The sequence below is a fragment of the Pseudolactococcus yaeyamensis genome, from assembly GCF_054658615.1.
The window spans coordinates 1-23,175 of sequence record NZ_BAAGGP010000013.1; the positions used below are offsets into that span (position 1 = coordinate 1).

Genomic DNA, 23,175 nt, shown 5'->3' on the forward strand with positions numbered 1-23,175 from the left:
GCTGCCCCAAAACAAGACTACTATTTCTTGGGCTGGGCGGAAACACCATCTGCGGCTAATGACGCGACACTTTATGTGCCAAGTGGTTATGGCGCTATCCAAAACAAGTTAAATCCAGTAGATAAAATCTATCTAGGCTATAATGTGAAATCTGAACATGAGATTAAAAATATCACGACAGATAAGACACTCTATGCCGTTTATTATAAAAAATTGAACGCAACAAAAAAAGCAGATGCGGCTCAGCCAACCGATCAAGAGTTCATCTGGAACGATGCCATCTGGCGTGTTGTCAATACAAAAGAGATGGGGAAAATCGTTTAGTTATCAAGTTTTCAGCTTTGACAGCAGATGAAGTGACAGGAATGGGATTTAGTCTTGAAAGCGAAGGTTCTTTAACTACCACAGGTGCTTATCCAGAAGTTACACAAGACAATGCCTTATGGATTCATTTCCAGTCGCAAGATGGTGTAGCAGATACAGATGATGAAACATACTTCTTTAACGGACCTAACGATGATGGCTATGGTCGCTCTCGTGTGAAATCAATCATTGATGCTTATTATAATCATTTAGGAGATAAATCTGCGGTGCAGGCTGTGACTCTCAATACGCCAAACCTGACAGAATTTCTCTCAACTGCCAACAATGGTTTTAATGGTACAGGTAGCACTTACGGTGATTGGAACTGGTCACGTACTAGTAGTAGTCCTTTCTATGATGATAGTTACCACCACCGAGATACACGATTTGAAACAACAGTTGGTAGTGGGAAGAAACAAGCCTTTGCCTTGAGCTATGGAGATATCCATGGGGCTATCGGTGTGCCAACGACACCTACAACGATACATAGTGCGCTTTTTGACTTTATCACTTCTCCCAACACCCACTTCAGTAATTTTTGGCTTCGCTCACCAGGTGCTGGCAGTGGGGATGTTGGTGGTGTCAGTAGACTTAATATGTTGGAAAATAACCTTAAGTACTATAGTGCGGTTCATACCAACAGTCCTGTCCGTCCATCATTATACCTGTCAGTTGATTAAGCTGTCATAAGCTTAAACTTGTTATGATATAGCAACACATGCTTAAATTGAAAGTAGTACTGATAGACTTCGGTCTAACTTTTAATCGACTACTAGTCCCATACCCACGTTAAGCATAAGTCAATTTGGGTATGAAGCTAAAGAATAGAGACTTTCCTAAAAGGAGGGTCTTTTCTGATGGCAAGCTCCCAGCACAAGAGAAAAGTAGCTTAGGTAATCAAATCAAAACGGCCAGTTTGTTTTTCTCTTTTTTGTATTCTTTCTCAGAAAGATTGCCAATTTCCTATGAAAACAGCGCTTTTTTAGACTCTTGTCGTTTTAATGACCTCACGAATTTTTTCAATCGTTTTGACGGCATTTGCCTTTTGATGATTGGCATAAATCAAGAATAGGGCATCAACAATTGTCAGTTGTGCAACCGTTGAGGAGATAGACTCTGGCCGATAGTTGGTCTCCTCAGCTATTGAAAGGAGTGTAACATGACTATTTTTGGCAAGTGGGGAGGAAGGAGAACTCGTGATGGCGATAATCGGGACATGGTTTCCCTGTAAAATATTGACAATCTCTAAGACTTCTTTATTGCGACCTGTATGAGAGACAACAAGGGCAACATCATTTTCATTTAATGTCGCAGCAGTCATCAGCTGGATATGATAATCTTGGTTGAAAAAACATTTGAGAGGTGTTCGAAGGAATTTGTGATAGGCTTCGAGGGTGACAACGCTTGAACCTCCCAGACCAAAAAGCGCCAGTGTATTGGCATTTTGCAGGAGTTTATAGGCTTTTTCTAACAGATTTTCAGAAAGCATACTCCCAGTTGCTTGCAGGGAGGAAATGTTGGTATTAAAAGTTTTACTGGCGATGTTTAAAAGGGTATCATCTTCGTTAATGGATGTGAAGAAGGAGTGTCTGGCAGAAGTGTTATTGCTAAGGGCAAGGCGCATTTCTTGAAAATTTTTATAACCAATTTTCTTAGCGAAACGTGACGTTGTTGCGACTGAAATTCCGATTTTATTTGACAAGTCATGGATAGATTGTCGACTTGCAATATCACTTTCATTCAACAAATAATCAGCTAACGATTTCTCTTTCTTACTTAAATCATGGTAGTAAATTTTAATCCTACTTTGAAATTCGATACTCATGTGAGAGACCTCCTTTATTTTTATTTTATCTGGTGATTACATTATACACTTTTGTAATAAAATTTAAAATGAAAGATAGCCAATTACATCAAACTTGCTGTCTATCAAAATATAAGCTATAATAGGGACATAAGCTTTTTATAGTGAAATCCTGATTATAAAGCCGTTTATCCACAATCCTTAAGCAGAATTCAGACAATAAAAATACTGAAATAAGGTGATGAGATATTTTTTTACAAAATAATGTAAAAAAATTACAAAACACACTTGACAAATGTAATAATTTTACTTATACTTAAAATATCAATTAAGGAAAGTAGGTATATCATGAAAGTAGGTATGATTGGTCTAGGCAAGATGGGCTTAAACCTTGTAACAAATTTACATAACAATGGTATTGAAGTTGTGGCTTATGATATTTCTGAGCAGTTAGTCTCGGAGGCAGAAGCAATTGGCGTAACAGGTGTCCATCGTTTATCCGAATTAATGAAAACGCTGCCATCTCCTCGCATTATCTGGCTAATGGTGCCAGCAGGTGATATCACCAAGCAGTTGGCTCTCGAGTTACTAGCGCTCATGTCTGCTGATGATATCCTAATCGACGGTGGCAATTCATTTTATCAAGATTCCATTGACAACTACCAGCTGGCTGAAGCTAAAGGGATTCATTTCTTTGATGTCGGTAGCTCTGGCGGTCAGGAAGGCGCGCTGCATGGTGGTAACTTTATGATTGGCGGGAACGAAGCGATTTTTCCGAGGATCCAACCGATTTTTGAGAAAATCGCTCAAGCAGAAGGTTATTTATTTACCGGTGCACCGGGCAGTGGTCATTATTTGAAAATGGTGCATAATGGCATTGAATATGGCATGATGGGAGCTATCGGGGAAGGCTTTGAACTACTCGAAAAAAGTCCCTATGCCTATGACAACGCAAAAGTGGCCAAGATGTGGAATCATGGGTCAGTGATTCGTTCGTGGCTAATGGAATTGACCTATTCAGCCTTTAGTAAGGATAATAAGTTGGCAAATGTCGATGGCGTCATGTATAGTTCTGGCGAAGGCAGATGGACAGTGGAAGAAGGCCTAAGATTAGGTGTTCCGATGCCGATTATCACCTCTTCCTTGATGATGCGTTATCGGTCGTTAGAAGACGATACCTTTACTGGGAAAGTTGTCGCATCACTCCGAAATGAATTCGGGGGTCATGCAATGAAAATTAAGAACTAAGTTCAAAAGTGTTGACCAATTCTAAAGTAAATACTTTTCTACTTTAGAAATAGTCAAGTGATAAAATAGAAATTATTATTGCGAATGTAAGCGATTCTAGTAATCGCAAGGAGGAAATTATGCACGTTACAGTCTTTCAAGCACTCATTATTGCCCTTTGGATTGCGGCAGTTATGTCTCGGTCATTCTTCGGTGGTGCAACGACAACGCTTCGTTTCACACCCATGATGACAGGTTTAGTTGTCGGTCTTGTTTTTGGTCAGGTTGCCGATGCAATGATTACCGTTGCGGCGATTCAGTTGATTTATATGGGCGTTTTCTCGCCGGGTGGTCAGATGCCGAGTGAGCCTGCGATTGCGGCAGCAGTAGCCGTTCCAGTTGCCTTGCTTGGTGGTCTAAAACCAGAAGCAGCCATTGCCATTGCAGTCCCCGTTGGTCTTTTAGGGTCTTACCTGTATCAATTTAGATTTTTCATCAATACGATTATTCAACAAAAATACACCGAAAAATACGCAGCAGCAGCAGATGCTAAAGGGATGTTTCGCTCGATTATCTTGTTGCCAATTCTGGTAGCCTTCCTAATTTATGTGCCCTTTATGTTTGTCACCCTGTATTATGGCACACCCGTTATCGCAGATATTGTCAAATCCAACTCAGGAAGTGTGCTCTTTCACATCTTAGAAGTCATCGGTGGTGGACTTGCTGCCATTGGTATCGCTGTAACGGTTTATGTCATTGGTAAGAAGAGCTATATTGCCTTCTTCATGCTTGCCTATTTTATGGCAACCATGCTTAAAAGCCTTGAAATTACAATGGTTACATATGCAATTGTGGGTGCAATTATCGCCTTCATTTATGTCCTTGTGACATCAGAGGCCAAAAGTAAAACAGTCTCTGCGACAGTAGATGCTAGTTCTACGGCTGTAGCATTTGATGAAGATGACGACGATTATTGATGAAAATTAACTAGGAGGTCTTAACATGACAAATGATGTACGAGCACCAAAAAAATTAGCACCAGAAAAATTAACCAAAAAAGATGTCAGTACGGCTTGGGTCAGATTCTATTTTGCCCAAGAAATTGCGCACTCGTTTGACAAATATCTATCACCTGCCCTGACATGGGCCTTAACACCCGTCCTAAAAAAACTCTATAAAGATCCTAAAGATCAGGCTGAAGCTTATCAACGTCATCTCTTATTTTTCAATACACAATTATCTTGGGGTGGTGGGACAATCACTGGGATTATGGCGTCACTTGAAGAAGCTCGGGCACAGGAAGTTTACAAGCAAGAAGAGATTACGATTGATGACGATTTGATTTACAATACAAAGTCTGGTTTAATGGGCGCCTTAGCAGGCATTGGAGATGCCATTGATTCAGGAACCATCCAATACATTTTGATTGCCATTGCCCTGCCTTGGGCGCAAGCTGGCAATGCGATTGGCGCCCTCTTTCCATTCATCGCTTTTTCACTCTATCAACTTGGTATCGGTAATTACTTTGCTCAACTCGGCTATAAACTCGGTCGAACAGCGGCGGGAGAAATCGTTGGCGATAAGATGAAAGGGATTATCGAAGGTTTATCTATCATGGGACTTTTCATGATGGGGATTCTCGCTTCAAGTTATGTCAAGGTAAGTTCAAGTCTGAAATTTAATCTATCTGGTAAAGAATTTGTGATTCAAGAAATTTTAGATAAAATCATGCCGGGCCTTTTACCTCTAGCTGTTGTTGTCGGCGTTTACCTCTTCTTCACACGTAAGGGAATGAATGTGACCAGAGCTTTGATTGGTTTAACCATTATTTTAGGGATTTTAGCTGGTATTGGTATCTTATAATTAAAAAAGAAAAATGGAGAAATAACCATGGGTAAAGTTGTAATCGCGCGTGTTGATGCACGTTTAATTCACGGACAAGTGATGACAAACTTGTCAAAAACGGCTGGTGCCAATGCGATATTTGTAGCAGATGATGCCGCAGCGCATGATGAATTCACGAAAAATATCATCTTAGGTGCTGGTGGACGGACAGGCTTAAAAGTGCGTGTCCTGAAAGAAGAAGGCTCTGTCCGTTATTGGCATGACCGTCAGTATGATAACTACAATGTCATTCTCTTGACGAAAACGATTGATGCCATGGCCACAATTATTGAAAATGGCGTTCCGATTGATGAGCTAAATCTGGGTGGCATCCCACAACGACCAGGTTTGACACCGATTATCAAAGAAGTTGCCATCACACGTGACCAATTAGAACGATTAGTTGCGATTGAAGCAAAATATGGTACTAACATTTATTTCCAAGCCATTCCGTCTTCTAAAAAAGTCACACTCAAAGATGCCATTAAAATTTTTGAAAGTGGGGAAAAAGCATGATCGGGATGATTGTTGTCAGCCACGGTAAAATGGCTGAAGGCGTTAAAGATAGCGTTGAATTAATCTTTGGTCAGCCAGAGCAATTTGAAACCAGCGCACTCGTTGCTGGTCAGGATTTTGAAGACTTCAAAGCAGATGTAGCGGCTAAAATAAAGGCAGTCGATACAGGTGACGGTGTCTTAGCGTTTGTGGATTTATTTGGGGCATCGCCTTATAATGCCGCAATGAAACTTTATCCTGCTTTTAAAGCAGTTGATAGCGAAGTTCGTGTCGTGACTGGCTTGAATTTACCGATGATTATCGAAAGTCTGGGCATGCGTTCGGTTAAACCATCAGTTGAAAGTCTGGCTAAGCAAGCCGTTTTAGCAGGTCGTGATGGGATTCAGGAACCGATTTCAGACTTACTTGCATCACTTGAAACTAATACGGAAGAAGATGACGGTTATTAAAAAGAATAAAAATCAACATGGCAAACATCATCTAAGGGCAATCTGCTTTGACTTAGATGGTCTTTTGCTTGATACGGAACAGACTTATCGAGACGGCTGGCTTGATGCTTTTGAAAAGATGGGGATTGATCAAAGCGCTTATGATATTAACGCTTGGTCAGGGCTTTCTTGGCTACAAACCCGTGCGATTTTAGAAGCATCATTTGGTGCAGCCATGGTAACAGAAATTCGTGAGGCACGTGAAACCTATATTTTGCAACAAATGACTGATGGAAAAATTCCAATCAAGTCAGGTGCTTCCGAAGTTTTACAAGCTGCCAAGAAAAAAGGTCTGCAACTTGCAGTTGTTAGCTCAACTGTCAGTAGCAGAGCCCTGCCTTTACTTGAAAACGCAGGTTTATTAACTTATTTTGATGTCCAAGTTTTTGGAGATGAAGTAATGAAACATAAACCGTTACCAGACCCTTATTTGGTAGCGCTAAGAAAATTAGGTGTCCAAGATTTTCAAGCTATTGCTGTAGAGGATTCTTTAACTGGTGCGCTTTCTGCGACAAATGCTGGTTTGAAGGTATTTGTTGTGCCTGATAAGAGTTTTGATAGAACGTTTTCCGATACAGAATTAGCACAGCTCAATCTTTTTGGAATCGGTAAAGACTTGCATGATCTAGCTGATATGATATGATTAAGAGGTAAATAAAGTAAGGAAAAAGACATGAATTATTGGATTGGCGTTGACATTGGGACAACAGCGACAAAAGCTGTACTTTTTACAGCATCAGGAAAAGTTAAGGCAAGTCATACGATAGCGTATGACCTTTATCGTAATCCTTCAGGGATGGCGGAAGAAGTACCAGAAGATATTTTTGATGCCGTGATTGGCACCATACGAGCGGTATCTGATAGCCTAACAGCAACAGATAAACTAGCTGGCATTGGTTTTTCGGCTCAGCAACATTCATTGATTGGAGCTGCTTATGATTTTAGGCCCCTAACACGCATGATAACATGGGCTGATACACGCGCAAATGAAGAAGCAACAACTTTAAGAAACTCTGCTCAGGGACATGCTATTTTCATGCGGACAGGCACACCGATTCAACCGATGTCACCCTTAGCTAAATTGCTTTGGTTAAAAAACAAGCATCCCGAGCGATTTCAGGCAGTGCGATACTTCATGGATATCAAAACCTATGTGTTTTGCCGTTTATTTGGTGTTTATAAGTTAGATTTATCACTTGCTAGTGCGACAGGTCTTTACCACCTAGAGAATCAGCAGTGGGATTATGAGATTCTTGATATGTTAGGTATCACACGTGATAAGTTGCCTGAGATTGTTTCACCTTACGAGATTGAATCCGGCTTATCATTAGACGATGCGCAAAAAATGAATATTCCACCCGACACACCATTTATCTGGGGCGCAGCCGATGGTCCGATGTCTAACCTAGGCGTTAATGCCATGCAACCGGGCGTTGCGGCTTTGACCATAGGGACATCAGGCGCTATTCGTGTCATGACCGACCAACCTCTTGTTGATGAAAAAGCAAGGACTTTCACTTATGCTCTAGATGAAACACATTGGGTTGTAGGCGGTGCGACAAATTCAGGTGCATCTGTTCTAGCCTGGCTAAAAGAGCAGGTATTTGCTGACAAACTCACGCTAGAAGAAATGACAGCAATGGCAGAAAAAGTCCCACCAGGCAGTCGAGGCTTGATTTTTCATCCCTATCTGGGAGGTGAACGGGCACCGATTTGGGATGCGACGGCGACTGGTGCCTTCTTTGGTCTTGGCTATGAACATGGTCAAGCAGAGATGTCGCGTGCTGTTATAGAAGGGATTACCTATAACATCCATGCCATTGCACATGCACTTGAGGAAGTAGTCGGCGAGATAAAAAGCGTTCAAGCAACGGGAGGCTTTGTAAACTCTGGACTTTGGTTACAGATTCTTGCTGATATTTTTGAAATGCCTATTCATATCCCTGAGAGTCAAGAGGCTGGCTGCTTGGGTGCTATGATTTTATCGCAAAAAGCATTGGGGGTGATTTCGGATATTGATGAGGTTGGCAAGCAAGTAACGTCTAGTGCAGTCTATACACCTTTGCTAGAGCATTTTTCTACTTACCGTGAACTAGAGAAACTCTATACTGAGTTACTCACGCATTACCAAACGACCTATGGAAAATTATCATCATTTAAAAGAAGGTAAATTCACAACCTTTTTCTGAAAATTCTGTTAAAAAATATGGTATAATTTTTATAACTTGAAAAAATGAAAGGCTTTCCAAACATGACTTTTGATAACACTGACCAACTCGCGGTCAATACGATTCGCACACTGTCTATTGATGCCATCCAGAAGGCAAATTCAGGTCATCCTGGACTTCCGATGGGTGCTGCACCTATGGCTTACGTTCTTTGGAGTAAGTTTCTGAATGTTAATCCCTTGACGCACCGTGATTGGTCTAACCGTGATCGGTTTGTCCTCTCTGCGGGTCATGGTTCTGCTATGCTTTACTCGCTTTTACACTTGGCAGGCTATGATGTGACGATTGACGACCTTAAAAACTTCCGTCAATGGCAAAGTAAGACACCAGGTCATCCAGAAGTGGATTGGACAGATGGTGTTGAAGCAACGACTGGGCCACTAGGTCAAGGGATTGCTAACGCTGTTGGTTTAGCTATGGCTGAAGCACATCTGGCTGCGACTTACAACCGTCCTGGCTATGAAATCGTTGACCACTATACTTATGCGCTTAATGGTGATGGCGATTTGATGGAAGGGGTTTCGCAAGAAGCCGCATCTCTCGCAGCTCAGCTCAAATTAGGTAAGCTTGTTTTGCTATATGATAGCAATGACATTTCATTGGATGGTCCGACTTCAAAATCATTTCCAGACGATATTAAGATGCGTTTCGAATCATACGGCTGGCAACATATTTTGGTCAAAGATGGCAATGACTTAGAAGAAATCGAAGCAGCGATTACACGTGCCAAAGCTGAAACGGATAAACCAACGATTATTGAAGTGAAAACAATCATTGGCTTTGGTGCTGAAAAACAAGGGACTTCAGGTGTCCATGGTGCGCCATTAGGCCCTGATGGTGTTGCCTTTGCTAAAAAATCATATGGTTGGGATTACCCTGACTTTACAGTCCCTGCTGAAGTCAATCAACGTTTCCTTGAAACGCTTCGTGCGCGTGGTGAAAGCCTTGAGCAAGTTTGGCGCGAAACATTTGATACCTATGCTAAAGACTATCCAGACTTGGCCAAACAATATGCGGATGCTTTCAGCAATGTGACACCAGAGCTTGACTTGCCTAAGTATGAGCTCGGCACATCAGCTGCAAGCCGTGTGACCTCACAAGAAACGATTCAAAAATTATCAGCACAAATGCCAAACCTTTGGGGTGGCTCGGCTGACCTTTCTGCCTCAAATAATACCATGGTTAAAGCCGAAAGCGATTTTGAAGCTGATAATTACGTCGGTCGTAATATCTGGTTTGGCGTGCGTGAATTTGCCATGGCAGCAGCTATGAATGGTATTGCCCTTCATGGTGGCACACGTGTTTATGGCGGGACATTCTTTGTCTTCTCAAACTACCTATTGCCAGCTGTTCGGATGGCTGCCTTGCAAGATATCCCTACAGTTTACGTCTTGACACATGACTCAATCGCAGTCGGTGAAGATGGGCCAACACATGAACCCGTTGAACAATTGGCAAGCGTTCGTTCAATGCCTAATCTTAATGTGATTCGTCCTGCGGATGGCAATGAAGTGATTGCGGCTTGGCGCCGTGCGGTAACAGAAACCAAACGCCCAACGGCTTTGATTTTGACGCGTCAAAACTTGCCAGTTTTACCTTATACAGCACAACTTGCTGAAGAAGGCGTTAATCGTGGTGCCTACATCATTTCACCTGAGCAAAAAGATACTAATCTTGATGGCATTATCATCGCAACAGGGAGTGAAGTGAAACTTGCCATTGATACACAAGCTGAGCTTGCCAAAGATGGAACAAATGTGCGCGTGGTCTCAATGCCAGCACAAAATATCTTTGATGAACAGTCAGCTGATTATCAAGAAGAAATTTTACCACTTGCCGTGACGAAACGCCTAGCTATTGAAGCGGGTACAAGCTTTGGTTGGGGTAAATATATCGGTCTAACAGGTAAAACGTTGACCATCGATACTTGGGGCGCTTCTGCACCGGGTGATAAAGTCTTCCGAGAATACGGCTTTACCGTTGAGAACGCTGTTAAGATTTATCGTGATTTGTAAATTATTTTGATAGAAAATAAAAATAGTCTGAGGCTTATGCTCCAGACTATTTTTGATATCATTTACAAGGTTAGAGCGTGCTGTCTAACTTTATTAAGAAAGAGTTGGCGTTTTTTTAACATGTTGCTTTCGCGTCCTAGATTACCCAAGACCATTATTTTCTTTGTTTTAATGCCACAATGGTTGAGTACAGCATTTTTTAGGCTAGAAATGCCATAAGAATCTGGAACGGAAATGAAACCTGAGAATAAGCGATACCAGAAACTTGGCGCCATAGAAGTCGTGATAATATCTGCTGTTTTACCTTTCAAGAGTGGTTTAAATTGGCGACCACGTAAATAATTTAGGAAGAAGTTGCCTTGCTGATTACTTGAATAAGCAATACGAGGTGTGAAAACACGGTCAATCCAACCTTTTAACAGACTTGGCATGGTACTCCACCAGATCGGATAGATAAAGATAAAATGGTCAGCCCATTGAATTAACGCTTGTGATTTTTCAATTTCAGGGTCGTCAGGCATGTGTTCACGATAACCTAAACGCAAAACAGGGTCGAAGCTCATTTTGTTAAGTTCAAGTGTTTCAATCTCATGTTTACTACGGTCTAGATTGTTGACAACTTCATCAAAAATTGCTGCTGAGAAACTTTGTTCGTCGGGATGCCCATTGATAACTAAAATCTTCATGATTATTTCCTATCCTTTATCTGATTTTCAATATGTGTAACACCTAGCGCTAACTTCCCTAAAAGGGTCTGGAGTTGCGAGATTTCATTTTCCTCAAATGATTGAAAGAGCAGTTTGAGTGCTGATGTTTCGATTTCTAGATTTCTAGTTTTAACATGCCCACGCTTTTTCGGTTAATTCAAGCCAAACGGCATTTTGCTTGCCTGAGTGAAACTGGACGTAATCATTTTTAGCTAATGATTGTGCTAATTTTTTGATATTTTGACGCGAACAACCGAGTTTGACGGCCAATTCACTCAGGTTGCTAGGTTCACTACTTGCCTGTAATAGGGTGATGAGCATGTATTGTTTCATCGTCACTTCTTCTTGCAAGAGATTTCCAGCCGTTTGCATTCTGTTTGCAAGTATAAAAATAGAAGCGAAAACTTCTTGCGTTTGGGTAGGGGCGTGTTCAATCATGTTTTTACCTCGTATCGTAATTAATTACCACAATACAGTAATTAGTTACGATTTGCAAGTTATTTTTTTAATTTGTATTTCAAAAAAATATTTATTTTTACCCGGAGTGTTTGATTCGGGGCAATTCCCATGGTATTAATTATTTTTATTTTATCAAAAAAATTATGAAAGCGCTTGACAAAATAGAAACAAGGCAGTATAATTAATTTATAAAAACAAGTAAAACGTTTTACTTTATTAAGTGGGATTAAAATGGCGAAAATCACAATAAAAGATATTGCCAAGGAGGCAGGGGTAAGCATATCAACTGTTTCAAATGTATTAAACAAACGCAATAACAAAGCTTCTAAAGCAACAATTGAAAAAATTAATGATGTGGTCAAAAAATATGACTACTCTATTAATCTAAACGCTCGTAGTATGGTGACTCATGAGTCAGGTATGATTGGTGTGCTGTATTATACTGAAAAATCTGAAGTTAACTTTAGTGATCCATTCTTATCAGATATTTTGACAGGGATTGAGTACTCAAGTAAAATTCATAAGAAGTTTATTCTGGTTCATGGTTTTTCTGACATTCATGATGTGAAAAGTATTCAACAAAAATGGCGTTTTGATGGTTATGTTGTGATTGGTGCGGTGCAAGCGATTCATGATAAGCTGACTTGTATTATTGAGGCGCCAGTTGTCTTTGTCGATACGTACTTGGATAATAAATCACTCAAAGTTGATTATCCGCGTTATTACATTTATAATAACGATTTTGAAATGAGTTATTTAGCGACCCAAACACTTATCGAGCATGGACATCATGCCATAGCATTCGTATCGCCGCTACTTGGTAAGCAAACAGCTGGTGTTGTTCACGAAAGATTTTCAGGTTACATAAAAGCTCTGGAGCAAGCGGATATCTCATATTCTAATCATTTGTTTTTTAATGAAGATGAAGTCGCAGTAGCTGTTGAAAAATCAAACAACTATACGGCAATTCTTGCTAATTCAGACTTTCTAGCGGGTGAGTTAATCAATGCTTGGAAGGAATACGGTATTGCAGATAAATCAATTATTAGTTTTGATAACTCATTTTTCTCAGAATTTTTGGAACCTAAATTAACAACGATTGATCTTGCTCAAAAAGAAAAAGGGAAAAAAGCTGTTGAGGTACTTGTTGATAATTTGAAATCACAAAAACAAACGAAACAAAAATTCTATATCCAAGGATCACTCATTCAACGTGATTCAGTCAAAAATTTATAAAAAATAATTTTTTTTACAGCACAAGTAAAACGTTTTACTTACAACGGAGGTATTATGAAAAAACAAAAGAATTGGCTCTGGGTGCTCTTGTTTTTAGGGCCTAGTCTGTTAGGATTTTCAGTCTTTATCGCTTTTCCTATCTTATATAGTTTAGTGATTAGCTTTACAGACTGGAATTTACTTAATCCTATGAAATTTGTCGGGATTGATAACTACGCAAGCCTTTTAAGAGATAAAAATTTCTGGGTAGCTTTAAGGAACACAGGAACTTTTATTATAGGTTATCTCCCTGGTGTCATGATTTTAGGCTTAACCATTGCAATCTTACTCAACAGTAAGATAAAATTTAAAACATTTTTCCGTGGCATTTATTTCTTGCCTGTTGTGACAAGTTGGGTTGCGGTTTCCTTGGTTTGGAAATGGTTATTAAATGGTCAGTATGGCTTACTCAATTACTTCTTATCACTCGTTGGTATACATGGTCCAAGTTGGTTGACAGATCCTCGAACAGCCATGCTTGCGATAATTATCACATCTGTTTGGAAGGATATTGGCTTTATCATGGTCTTGTATTTAGGTGGACTACAAGCCATCTCACCTTCGCTTTATGAAGCTGCTGAAATTGATGGTGCTAGTCAATGGCGACAATTTTGGCATGTGACCTTGCCTGGATTGCGTCCGACGACTTTCTTTGTGTTAATGATTAGTTTGATTAATTCTTTCCAAGTTTTTGATCAAGTCAATATTATGACGGGTGGCGGTCCTGGTAATGCGACAACTGTTATGGTGCAAAACATCTATAATTCAGCATTTAACTTTTTTGAAATGGGACGCGCTAGTGCGATGAGTTGGTTACTCTTCTTGATTATCTTCGCCGTTTCATTGTTTCAAATGTTTGGAGAAAGGAGACATAAATGAAAATCGTAACTCAAACTTTAAAGTATACCATATTGATTTTAGGCATTGCCATTATGATTTTGCCCTTTCTCTGGATGATTTCAACCAGTCTGAAAAATGGTGGGGCAACGATGGTTTTTCCACCTAAATTCATCCCTAATCCAATGACCTTTGCCAATTATCGTGATGTTTTTGAACAATTTCCAATGCTAACCTTTTTATTTAACTCTATCTTGGTGGCAGTTCTTAGTACCAGTGGCACAATACTAGTTGCAACTATGGCAGCCTATGCTTTTGCTAGAATGCAATTTAAGGGGCGAGACAAGCTATTTCTATTGTACTTGGCAACGATGATGATTCCTGCACAGGTGACAATGATTCCGCAATTTATTTTATTGAAAAATCTAAATTGGATAGATACCTATCAAGGCTTAATCGTTCCCAATATCTTTGGTGTCTTTGCGGTATTTTTGATGAAGCAAGCTTTCATGTCTTTACCTAAAGAGTTAGAAGAAGCAGCATTTATTGATGGTGCCAATCATTTCACGGTATGTTTCAAAATTTTCTTACCCTTAGTTAAACCGACAATTGCAACCTTGTCCATATTTACTTTTATGTCATCATGGAATAACTATCTCTGGCCATTAATTGTGACGAGTTCTTCCGATAAAGCAACCTTGCCTTTAGGGCTTGCCATGCTTCAAGGACAATATGCGACCAATTGGAATTTAGTGATGGCTGGCGTTGTGATTAGTGTTATTCCGATTTTAGCAGTTTATATTTTTGCTCAAAAGTATTTTATCCAAGGCATGGCAATGGCTGGGATGAAAGAATAATCATAAGTTAGAAATCGTAGTGAAAAAATCACTACTAGAATATATTATAGGAGAAAACTCATGAAAAAACTCGTTCTTGTAGGTCTAGCACTTGCAACTCTCGCAACACTTGGCGCGTGTGGTAGTAATGGTAAAAGTAATAAGTCGGAAACGACGATTACTTATATGAACTACACCTCATCGCCAAACTATACAAAACAATTAGATCAAATGGTAAAAGCATTTGAGAAAGAAAATCCGAAGATCAAGGTAGAGGTTCAAACAGTACCGTACGATACGTACTTTACAAAAATACAGACTTTGTTAGCTGCTGATAAGGCACCAGATACATTTGAAATGAATTATGAAAATTTTGTTTCCTATGCTAGTAAGAATGTTTTGCTTGATTTGAGTGATTATGTCAGTAAAGATGAGGCTTTAGATATGGGGGCAGTCAACGAAAAAGCCTTTGATGCTTCGAAATATGATGGTAAACAATACGGTATGACGGAGTCTTTCTCAAATGTTGTAACTTATTACAACAAAGATTTGTTTGATAAAGCAGGCGTTGCTTATCCAACGAGTGATTGGATATGGGCAGATGAAGTTGCAGCAGCTAAAAAATTAACCAATAGTAAAGAAAATGTCTGGGGAACTTATTCTCCTGTTTCGATGAATGAGTTTTACAAAGTTGCAGCGCAAAATGATGGTAAAATATACGATGGCAAAACACTAGCGATTAACAGTGAAGCTAATATCGCAGCTCTAACACATATGACCGATTTAGTTACAAAGGATAAAGTGAGCCCATCACCAGAGCAAATGTCAGGACAGACTTCTGAAGATTTATTCTTAAATGGGCAATTAGCAATGGTGCATACAGGAATTTGGGATTTTGGTACTTTTGCTGATGCATCATTTAAATGGGATATTGCAGTTGAAGCTGGCAACAAAGAAAAAGCCACGCATTTCTTTGCAGATAGTATCGTTGTATCTAAAAAAACCAAAAATGCTGATGCAGCTTATAAATGGGCGAAATTTATGAGTACGAGTGAAGCAGCAGCCAAAATTAGAATTGATGCTTCTTGGAGTCTACCTATTATCAATACAAAAGATGTTCTCTCTAAATATTTAGAAGCCACACCACCAGTAAATCGAAAAGCAGTTTTCGAATCATTAGATTCATTAGTTTTACCACCAGTATCAAATAACTGGCAAAAACTAAGCGAAGCCACTGATAAAGAATTCCAAAAAGTATTGCTTGATCAAGTGACACCAAAAGAAGCATTAGACACTTTACAAAAAGAATTTAAGTAAATAAGTAATAAGAGGCTGGGTGAAATATAGCTCACTCAGCCTCTTTCACTAAGAAGGAGGAAAAATGGCAACATTTATTTTAGACAGTCAAACATCTCAAACATTTTCGATTGAAAATCAAGATGTGCATTTAACCTATGATCCAACAGGTGTTTTGCGCATTGATTTGACATATCAAGCAGCTTTTGGCTGTGGCGAGCGTTATCATACTTTAAATTTGAAAGGACATCGAATTTCGATAGCAGTAGAAGAAAAATTCTGCGAACAATTTGATAAGACTTACTATCCTGCACCTTTTTTCTTGACAGATAGTGGATTTGGTCTTTATGCGGCGACCGGACAAGCTTTTGAGATTGCTTTCAAAGATGACTTTATCGAAGCCAATATCCCATTAGGAACGGAAATTACGTTGTTTTCTGGAGACGCACCGAAGATTATATCTGATTACATGGCGATTTTTGGTCAAGCTATTTTGCCACCAGATTATGCCTTTATGCCATGGATTTCTGCTAATCATTGGGATAGTCAAGCCAAAGTTGAAGCACAGCTTGACTTGCTGAAAAAGCATGATTTTCCAGCAGGCGTTATTGTGTTAGAGGCTTGGAGTGATGAGGCGACTTTTTACATTTTTAATGGTGCCAATTATAAGGCAAAGTCAGAAGGTTATTTGACTTATGAAGATTTTGAATACTCGGAAAAAGGTTTATGGCCCAATCCTAAGGCGATGATTGAAAAATGTCATGCTACTGGCTTGCGCGTGATGCTTTGGCAAATTCCTGTTTATAAATTACAGGGAGAAGATGAAGTTATCTCACCTCAAAATGAGCTAGATCGTGCTAATGCGATTAAACATCAATTCATGGTCAAGAAAAATGATGGTCAACCCTATCAAATTCCTGAGGGGAATTGGTTTGCAGGTGCTATGATTCCAGATTTTACAAATCCAGAAACTTGTCAAGATTGGTTTGCCAAACGGCAATATTTACTTGATATTGGGATTGATGGATTCAAAACTGATGGTGGTGAGTTTATCTACCGAGATGATTTGACTTTTAGTAATGGCAAGTCAGGAAAAGAGATGAAAAATCTCTATCCGCAGACTTATACAGCTGCCTATACTGACTTTTTATCTGAACAGCATATTTTATTTAGTCGTGCAGGCTTTGCTGGTCAGCATACAACGCCGATTTTATGGGCGGGAGATCAGAAGTCAACTTTTTCAGAATTACGCGCTCAGCTAAAAGCAGGTTTGTCTGCTGCCATGAGTGGGATTATTTTCTGGGGCTATGATATTGCAGGTTTTGCAGGGCCTTTACCAGATGCCGATTTATATTTGCGCGCAACTCAGATGGCATGTTTTAGTCCGATTATGCAGTGGCATTCGGAGCCAGATGGTGGTCAGTTTAAGGAAGTCATGGCATCGCAAGATACAAATAATGAACGCAGTCCTTGGCATATTGCGACACGTACTGGAGATGAACATCTTTTGGAACGAACACGTTTCTATCATAAATTGAGAGCTGAATTGCAACCTTACATTATCGCAGAAGCTAAAAAATCAGTTGAAAATAATCGACCATTAATGATGCCTTTAGCCTACTATGACATGGCTGATAGTGCAACGCATGGTGTTGTTGATGAATTTATGTTTGGAGCAGAATTTTTGATTGCACCGATTGTTGAGGCGGGTATGACATCACGTGATGTTTATTTACCTGCGGGTAAGTGGGAGAATTATTGGACAGGGGAACAGTTTACCGGCAAGCAAACGATACAGTTTAAACACGACTGGCATATACCTGTCTACAAGAAAGTGAAATAGAAAAGAGAAGACGATGAAAAAATATTGGTGGCAAGAAATTGTCATGTATCAAATTTATCCGCGTAGTTTTCAAGATTCAAATAACGATGGCATTGGTGATCTTCAAGGCATCATTTCTCGTTTAGATTACTTACAGAAACTAGGCATCGGTGGCATTTGGTTAAGTCCAGTTTACCAATCCCCTAACGATGATAACGGCTATGATATCTCAGATTATGAAGCGATTATGTCTGAATTTGGCACAATGGCTGATATGGAAAAGTTGATTGCCGAGGCAGACAAACGCGATATCAAAATTATCATGGACTTGGTGGTCAATCACACCAGTGATGAGCATCAGTGGTTTGTAGAAGCACGTCAATCCAAACCAAGTGACTATCGTGATTTCTATGTTTGGCGTGATGCACAAGAAAATGGTGACTTACCCAATGACTTGCAGTCTATTTTTAGTGGTAGTGCTTGGGAATGGGATGAAGTAGCTGAACAGTATTACTTACATTTCTTTAGTAAAAAACAGCCAGATTTAAACTGGGAAAATGCTAAACTCCGACAAAAAATCTATGAGATGATGAATTTTTGGATTGATAAAGGAATCGGTGGCTTCCGTATGGATGTGATTGATATGATTAGTAAAGTACCTGACCAAAAAATTATTGGGAATGGGCCGCATTTACATGATTATCTAAAAGAAATGAATCGTGCCACATTTGGTGATAAAGATTTGCTGACAGTTGGCGAAACTTGGGGAGCAACACCAGAAATTGCCAAACAATACTCGAATCCTGCGCATCACGAATTATCCATGATTTTCCAGTTTGAGCATGTTGGTCTAGATGAAGTTCCTGGTAAAAGTAAATGGGATTTACGGCCATTACAAATTTCTGAACTCAAACAAGTCTTTTCAAAATGGCAGACAGAACTAGGAGATGAAGGCTGGAACTCACTTTTCTGGAATAACCATGATTTACCCCGTATCGTTTCTCGTTGGGGAAATGATAGTGACTATCGTGTTGAGAGTGCCAAAATGCTTGCGATTTTACTACACATGATGAAGGGAACACCCTACATTTACCAAGGTGAGGAAATTGGCATGACCAATAGACCGATATCAACTATTTCCGAAGTCAATGATATCGAAAGTATTAATATGTATCAGAAACGCTTGGCACAGGGCTTTGAAACTTCTGATATCATTCATTCAATTAATGCGAAGGGGCGTGATAATGCACGAACACCGATGCAATGGGATGCAAGTGATAATGCAGGATTTTCAAAAGCTGAACCTTGGTTACCAGTCAATCCCAACTATCAAACGATTAATGTTGCAGCTGCTTTGGCAGATAATCAGTCAATTTTTTATACTTATCAGCGCTTAATTCAACTTCGGAAAAAGCATGATTTAATTAAGTTTGGTGATTTTGAATTGATCAACGAGACTGAAGCTGAGGTTTTTGCTTATCTACGGGCTTCTCAAGGCGAAAAATGGTTAATTGTCGCGAATTTTTCAGAGCAATCCAATCTTTTCACTTTTGATGGTGAGGTTGACAAATTAATCATTGCAAATATGACAGATTTGAGTCTTGATCTAAATAACAAATTATTGCGTCCTTATGAAGCATTTGTCGTGAAATTGAAAGGATAAGCAGATGGAAAAAACAATCATTTTTGACAATGCAAGATTTACTGTCTTAACAGATGCTTTGATTCGGATAGAGTACTCAGATACAGGGATTTTTGAAGATAGATCAACACAAATCGTTTTGAATCGGGAGTTTGCGTCAATTGAATTTGAAGTCATCAAACAGCCGAATCATCTTGAAATCATAACCGAGCATGTTCATCTATACTATGAAGGAGGTCAATTTACAGAGAGTAGCTTGTATGCGGACATGAAGTTTTCATTCTCAGATTATGCCAATCGCTGGTATTTTGGTCAAGCGATTACTGGAAATCTAGGTGGCACAACACGAACACTTGATAATATTGATGGTGCTTGTGACTTAGACTCAGGCATCATGTCTCAGAATGGCTTTGCTATCTTGACAGATGATAGCTTGACCTTGACAGAGACTGATGATATATCTGAACCTTCTAATAATCAAGTAGATCTCTATCTTTTTGCCTACGGACGTGATTATCGGGCAGCTTTGAAAGATTATTATCATTTAACAGGGCCAACACCACTTTTACCACGGTTTGCCTTGGGAAATTGGTGGAGTCGCTTTTATGATTATACGGCAGAAAGTTATTTGGCTTTAGTGGATAAATTTGAAGCCAAAGGGATTCCCCTATCTGTGTCAGTCCTTGATATGGATTGGCACCGTGTGTCAGATGTTCCTACTAAATACGGTTCAGGTTGGACAGGTTACTCATGGAATAAAAAATGGTTCCCAAATCCTAAAGGTTTTATCCAAAAATTACATGATAAAGGGTTAGCAGTCACATTAAACGATCATCCAGCGGATGGCGTGCGTGCTTTTGAAACTGTTTATCCTACCGTCGCCAAGCGTTTAGGACTTGATGCAACAAAAGAAATTCCTGCCGTTTTTAATTTTGAAAATCCAGCCTTTCGAGCAGCTTATTTTGACGTGGTACATGATGCATTGGAGCAAGATGGTGTTGATTTTTGGTGGTTGGATTGGCAACAAGGCTCTGTCTCACGGTCAGGTGCAGATCCGCTTTGGTTGCTGAATCATTATCAATATCGGGATACCCAGAAAAAAACTGCTAGTTCAATCATTTTGAGTCGCTATGCAGGCCCCGGTTCGCATCGCTATCCGATTGGCTTTTCAGGAGATACCATTATTTCATGGGCGAGCTTAGATTTTCAACCTTATTTTACAAATACAGCGACAAATATCGGCTATACATGGTGGAGTCATGATATTGGCGGTCATATGGCTGGTATCAAAGATGCTGAGTTGACCTTGCGTTGGCTACAATACGGTGTTTTTTCGCCAATCAATCGCATGCATTCATCAAAGTCAGCATTTACCAGCAAAGAGCCATGGCATTTTGAGATGGGGATTGAAGCAACTATGACAAAAATTTTGCGACTGCGTCATGCCTTGCTACCCTATCTTTATTCAGCAAATGTGCGGACAGCGACAGAAGGTCGCGCCTTGGTTGAACCGATGTACTATGAATATCCTTTGGAAGTATCAGCTTATGAGGTTAAAAATCAATATTTCTTTGGTTCAGAGTTGCTGGTTGCACCTATCACACAAAAAATAGTAAGTGAGTTACAATCCGCCTCAGTATCAGTTTGGTTGCCAGAAGGCACTTGGTATGATTTCTTTACTGGACAAGTTTATAAAGGAGATGTGACACTCAGAGTTTTTAGAGAGACAACAGCCTACCCTGTATTTGCAAAAGCAGGGGCTATTGTGCCTATGGATGCTAACCCATTAGTAAAATCTGATGTGCCACAACATATCATCTGGAAAATTTTTCCAGGCGCAGATAATAGCTATGTTTTATTTGAAGAAGAGAACGAAACAACCGTAGAAGTTATCAATCAAAAACTTAAATTAACAGAAAAACTTAAAACAGAACGCTATCATACCATCGAATTTGCTGGACAAATTATCTTAAAAGATGTTCAAGGTGATATTGAAGTAGATTTACAGAAATTTGAACCGCAATTTGATTGGCATTTTGCATCTGATTTGCTACACCGTTTAGATATTGCCGAGATTGCTTATGTTGAGAAGGATAAGATTTATGCGCAATTAACGCACTTAGATGATTTTGATAAACGGATGGCATTTGTTCAGCGATTAGATAATCAAAATCTGAAGAATACCTTGTTCGAATTAATTTATTCTGATAAATCAAGAGATGTTTAATCTATAAGGGAGTTAAAAGAAAAATAGCCTAGTCAACAATAAGACAGGCGTTTTTTATATTCACAAAATTTATTTATATACTTCTCCACATTTTCGCTTGTTAAAACATCAAAAGTAGTTTATAATGTTTTAGCGGAACCGCTTACGAAAAATATGTAAGTGGCGAAAATAGGAGACAAATGAAACAAGAGAAAACACGCAAATTTGGCCTTTTGATGTCGATTGCGATGATTATTGGGATTGTGATCGGCTCAGGAATTTTTTTCAAAGCGGATGATATTCTAATTCAAACTAACGGTAATGTCATGATGGGCTGTCTCGTCTTGTTATTAGGGGCGTTCGGTATTATATTTGGTGGGATTACCATTTCAGAATGGGCTAAGCTGACTGATGATGCAGGAGGGCTTATTTCGTATGCAGAAAAAGCTTTTGGTAAATTGTTTGCTTTTTTACTGGGTTGGTTTCAGAGTACGGTTTATTTTCCGGCGTTAGTTGCGATTGTTGCCTTTGTGGCAGCCAACTATACTTTGGCGCTTTTTCCTTTCTTAGGTAGTGCGACATATGGTATCTGGCTGATGACTTTAGTCTATTTAATAGCTATTTATGGCATGAATCTTTTGTCGAGTAAACTATCAGAGATTTTTCAGACATCATCTATGTTTATTAAATTAATGCCTTTGTTTTTGATTGCCATTTGTGGCTTAATTTTTGGGGACCCACATGCTATTTCATCACATACGATTACTTTGCCAGTTGTGTTATCGTCAACAGGTGCCATCGTAGCTGTTGCTTTTTCTTATGACGGTTGGGCTGTTGCGCCGTCCATTGGTCATGAAATCAAAAACTCGAAACGCAATTTACCCTTGGCACTCATCATTAGTCCTCTTATTATTTTGACAGTCTATGTCAGCTATTTTGTCGGCATTTCCTTGATGATTGGGCCTGGTGAGATTATGAAAATGGGAGATTTAGCTTTTTCTGCAGCGGCTGAGCGTTTGTTTGGACCGGTGGGGGAGCGACTTATGTTGGTTGCGGTGATTATCTCTGTTCTGGGGACGCTTAATGGCTTAGTCGTGGCGAATATTCGTGCCCCGTATTTCTTGGCTTTAAGACAGGAACTACCTTATAGTGACAAGATAGCCGTACTGCATCCCAAATTCAGCATTTCCATCTTATCTGCCTTCTTTAGTTTTGTCCTGACTTTGATTTGGTTGGGTATTCATTATTTGTCTATCGTAGTGCCTAGCATCAGTAAATTAGGCATTGATATTTCATCCATACCAATCGTGATTATGTATCTGTTTTATGGCGGTTTATATGTTGGCGTGATGATTCGAACATCTAAAGGTTTAATTCAAAATAAGATTGTTGGCTATGTTTGTCCGATTTTAGCGACTTTAGGCGCTCTGATGATTCTATATGGTGGTCTGACAGCATCGAATGGCGTGATTTATCTCATCGTTTCAGGCATGATTTTGTTTAGTGGTCTTGTATTATACGCATTCAAGGGTCGAAAAGATAGGTGATATTTTGAGGGTATCTCAGATGA

The 23,175-nt window shown here is 39.5% G+C and carries 21 protein-coding genes; 18 read left to right on the forward strand and 3 right to left on the reverse strand.

The window, feature by feature from the left end:
• On the forward strand, positions 1-324 hold a 324-nt coding region (locus tag ACYQ21_RS04090; RefSeq protein WP_460055476.1), incomplete at its 5' end, for a hypothetical protein.
• A 17-nt stretch (positions 325-341) separates the two neighbouring features.
• Positions 342-1,043, forward strand: coding sequence for a hypothetical protein (locus ACYQ21_RS04095; protein ID WP_460055479.1), 702 nt, complete (start codon positions 342-344; stop codon positions 1,041-1,043).
• Positions 1,044-1,345: 302 nt separating this feature from the next.
• On the opposite strand, the gene ACYQ21_RS04100 is transcribed toward ACYQ21_RS04095, so the two are convergent.
• On the reverse strand, positions 1,346-2,188 hold the full coding sequence (locus ACYQ21_RS04100; RefSeq protein WP_460055481.1) for a MurR/RpiR family transcriptional regulator: 843 nt from the start codon (positions 2,186-2,188) through the stop codon (positions 1,346-1,348).
• Positions 2,189-2,515: 327 nt separating this feature from the next.
• Here ACYQ21_RS04100 and gnd point away from each other — a divergent pair, with 327 nt between their 5' ends.
• The 8 genes from gnd (at position 2,516) to tkt (ending at position 10,525) form a co-directional block, all read left to right on the forward strand.
• Entirely contained in the window at positions 2,516-3,415 is a 900-nt protein-coding gene (gene gnd / locus ACYQ21_RS04105) for a phosphogluconate dehydrogenase (NAD(+)-dependent, decarboxylating) (protein WP_460055484.1), read from the forward strand.
• 116 nt (positions 3,416-3,531) lie between these two features.
• Positions 3,532-4,371, forward strand: a complete 840-nt coding sequence (locus ACYQ21_RS04110; protein ID WP_460055590.1) for a PTS mannose/fructose/sorbose/N-acetylgalactosamine transporter subunit IIC — start codon at positions 3,532-3,534, stop codon at positions 4,369-4,371.
• Positions 4,372-4,396: 25 nt separating this feature from the next.
• On the forward strand, positions 4,397-5,257 hold the full coding sequence (locus ACYQ21_RS04115; RefSeq protein ID WP_460055487.1) for a PTS system mannose/fructose/sorbose family transporter subunit IID: 861 nt from the start codon (positions 4,397-4,399) through the stop codon (positions 5,255-5,257).
• 27 nt (positions 5,258-5,284) lie between these two features.
• Positions 5,285-5,794 carry a PTS system mannose/fructose/N-acetylgalactosamine-transporter subunit IIB gene (locus ACYQ21_RS04120; RefSeq protein ID WP_460055490.1) on the forward strand — a complete coding sequence of 170 codons (510 nt, stop codon included), beginning with the start codon at positions 5,285-5,287 and terminating at the stop codon, positions 5,792-5,794.
• Positions 5,791-6,243 carry a PTS sugar transporter subunit IIA gene (locus tag ACYQ21_RS04125; protein ID WP_460055493.1) on the forward strand — a complete coding sequence of 151 codons (453 nt, stop codon included), beginning with the start codon at positions 5,791-5,793 and terminating at the stop codon, positions 6,241-6,243. Before ACYQ21_RS04120 ends, ACYQ21_RS04125 begins: the two co-directional genes overlap by 4 nt.
• Complete coding sequence (locus ACYQ21_RS04130; RefSeq protein WP_460055497.1) at positions 6,230-6,925, forward strand: HAD family hydrolase; 696 nt, start codon at positions 6,230-6,232, stop codon at positions 6,923-6,925. The genes ACYQ21_RS04125 and ACYQ21_RS04130 overlap by 14 nt, the downstream gene beginning before the upstream one ends.
• A 30-nt stretch (positions 6,926-6,955) precedes the next feature.
• Entirely contained in the window at positions 6,956-8,452 is a 1,497-nt protein-coding gene (locus ACYQ21_RS04135; RefSeq protein ID WP_460055500.1) for a gluconokinase, read from the forward strand.
• Positions 8,453-8,533: 81 nt separating this feature from the next.
• Positions 8,534-10,525 (forward strand): transketolase, encoded by a 1,992-nt coding sequence (gene tkt, locus ACYQ21_RS04140; RefSeq protein WP_460055503.1) that lies wholly within the window; start codon positions 8,534-8,536, stop codon positions 10,523-10,525.
• A 62-nt stretch (positions 10,526-10,587) separates the two neighbouring features.
• Here tkt and ACYQ21_RS04145 read toward each other — a convergent pair whose 3' ends face one another.
• Together ACYQ21_RS04145 and ACYQ21_RS04150 are read right to left on the reverse strand one after the other, a co-directional pair.
• Positions 10,588-11,211 carry an NAD(P)H-dependent oxidoreductase gene (locus ACYQ21_RS04145; protein WP_460055506.1) on the reverse strand — a complete coding sequence of 208 codons (624 nt, stop codon included), beginning with the start codon at positions 11,209-11,211 and terminating at the stop codon, positions 10,588-10,590.
• 150 nt (positions 11,212-11,361) lie between these two features.
• On the reverse strand, positions 11,362-11,670 hold the full coding sequence (locus ACYQ21_RS04150) for a MarR family winged helix-turn-helix transcriptional regulator (protein ID WP_460055509.1): 309 nt from the start codon (positions 11,668-11,670) through the stop codon (positions 11,362-11,364).
• 252 nt (positions 11,671-11,922) lie between these two features.
• On the opposite strand from ACYQ21_RS04150, the gene ACYQ21_RS04155 reads away from it, so the two are divergent.
• The 8 genes from ACYQ21_RS04155 (at position 11,923) to ACYQ21_RS04190 (ending at position 23,152) form a co-directional block, all read left to right on the forward strand.
• Positions 11,923-12,927 carry a LacI family DNA-binding transcriptional regulator gene (locus ACYQ21_RS04155; RefSeq protein ID WP_460055512.1) on the forward strand — a complete coding sequence of 335 codons (1,005 nt, stop codon included), beginning with the start codon at positions 11,923-11,925 and terminating at the stop codon, positions 12,925-12,927.
• Positions 12,928-12,981: 54 nt separating this feature from the next.
• On the forward strand, positions 12,982-13,845 hold the full coding sequence (locus tag ACYQ21_RS04160) for a carbohydrate ABC transporter permease (protein ID WP_460055515.1): 864 nt from the start codon (positions 12,982-12,984) through the stop codon (positions 13,843-13,845).
• The gene (locus ACYQ21_RS04165; RefSeq protein ID WP_460055518.1) at positions 13,842-14,660 is read left to right on the forward strand and encodes a carbohydrate ABC transporter permease; all 819 of its coding nucleotides are present in this window, start codon (positions 13,842-13,844) and stop codon (positions 14,658-14,660) included. The genes ACYQ21_RS04160 and ACYQ21_RS04165 overlap by 4 nt, the downstream gene beginning before the upstream one ends.
• Before the next feature lie 60 nt (positions 14,661-14,720).
• Positions 14,721-15,956 (forward strand): ABC transporter substrate-binding protein, encoded by a 1,236-nt coding sequence (locus tag ACYQ21_RS04170; protein WP_460055521.1) that lies wholly within the window; start codon positions 14,721-14,723, stop codon positions 15,954-15,956.
• 64 nt (positions 15,957-16,020) lie between these two features.
• Positions 16,021-17,778 (forward strand): glycoside hydrolase family 31 protein, encoded by a 1,758-nt coding sequence (locus ACYQ21_RS04175; RefSeq protein WP_460055524.1) that lies wholly within the window; start codon positions 16,021-16,023, stop codon positions 17,776-17,778.
• Between the two features lie 13 nt (positions 17,779-17,791).
• Positions 17,792-19,420, forward strand: a complete 1,629-nt coding sequence (locus ACYQ21_RS04180) for a glycoside hydrolase family 13 protein (protein WP_460055527.1) — start codon at positions 17,792-17,794, stop codon at positions 19,418-19,420.
• 4 nt (positions 19,421-19,424) lie between these two features.
• A complete protein-coding gene (locus ACYQ21_RS04185) occupies positions 19,425-21,626 on the forward strand; it encodes a glycoside hydrolase family 31 protein (protein WP_460055529.1) in 2,202 nt (733 codons plus the stop codon).
• A 179-nt stretch (positions 21,627-21,805) separates the two neighbouring features.
• Positions 21,806-23,152 carry an APC family permease gene (locus ACYQ21_RS04190; RefSeq protein ID WP_460055532.1) on the forward strand — a complete coding sequence of 449 codons (1,347 nt, stop codon included), beginning with the start codon at positions 21,806-21,808 and terminating at the stop codon, positions 23,150-23,152.
• Positions 23,153-23,175: the final 23 nt, after the last annotated feature.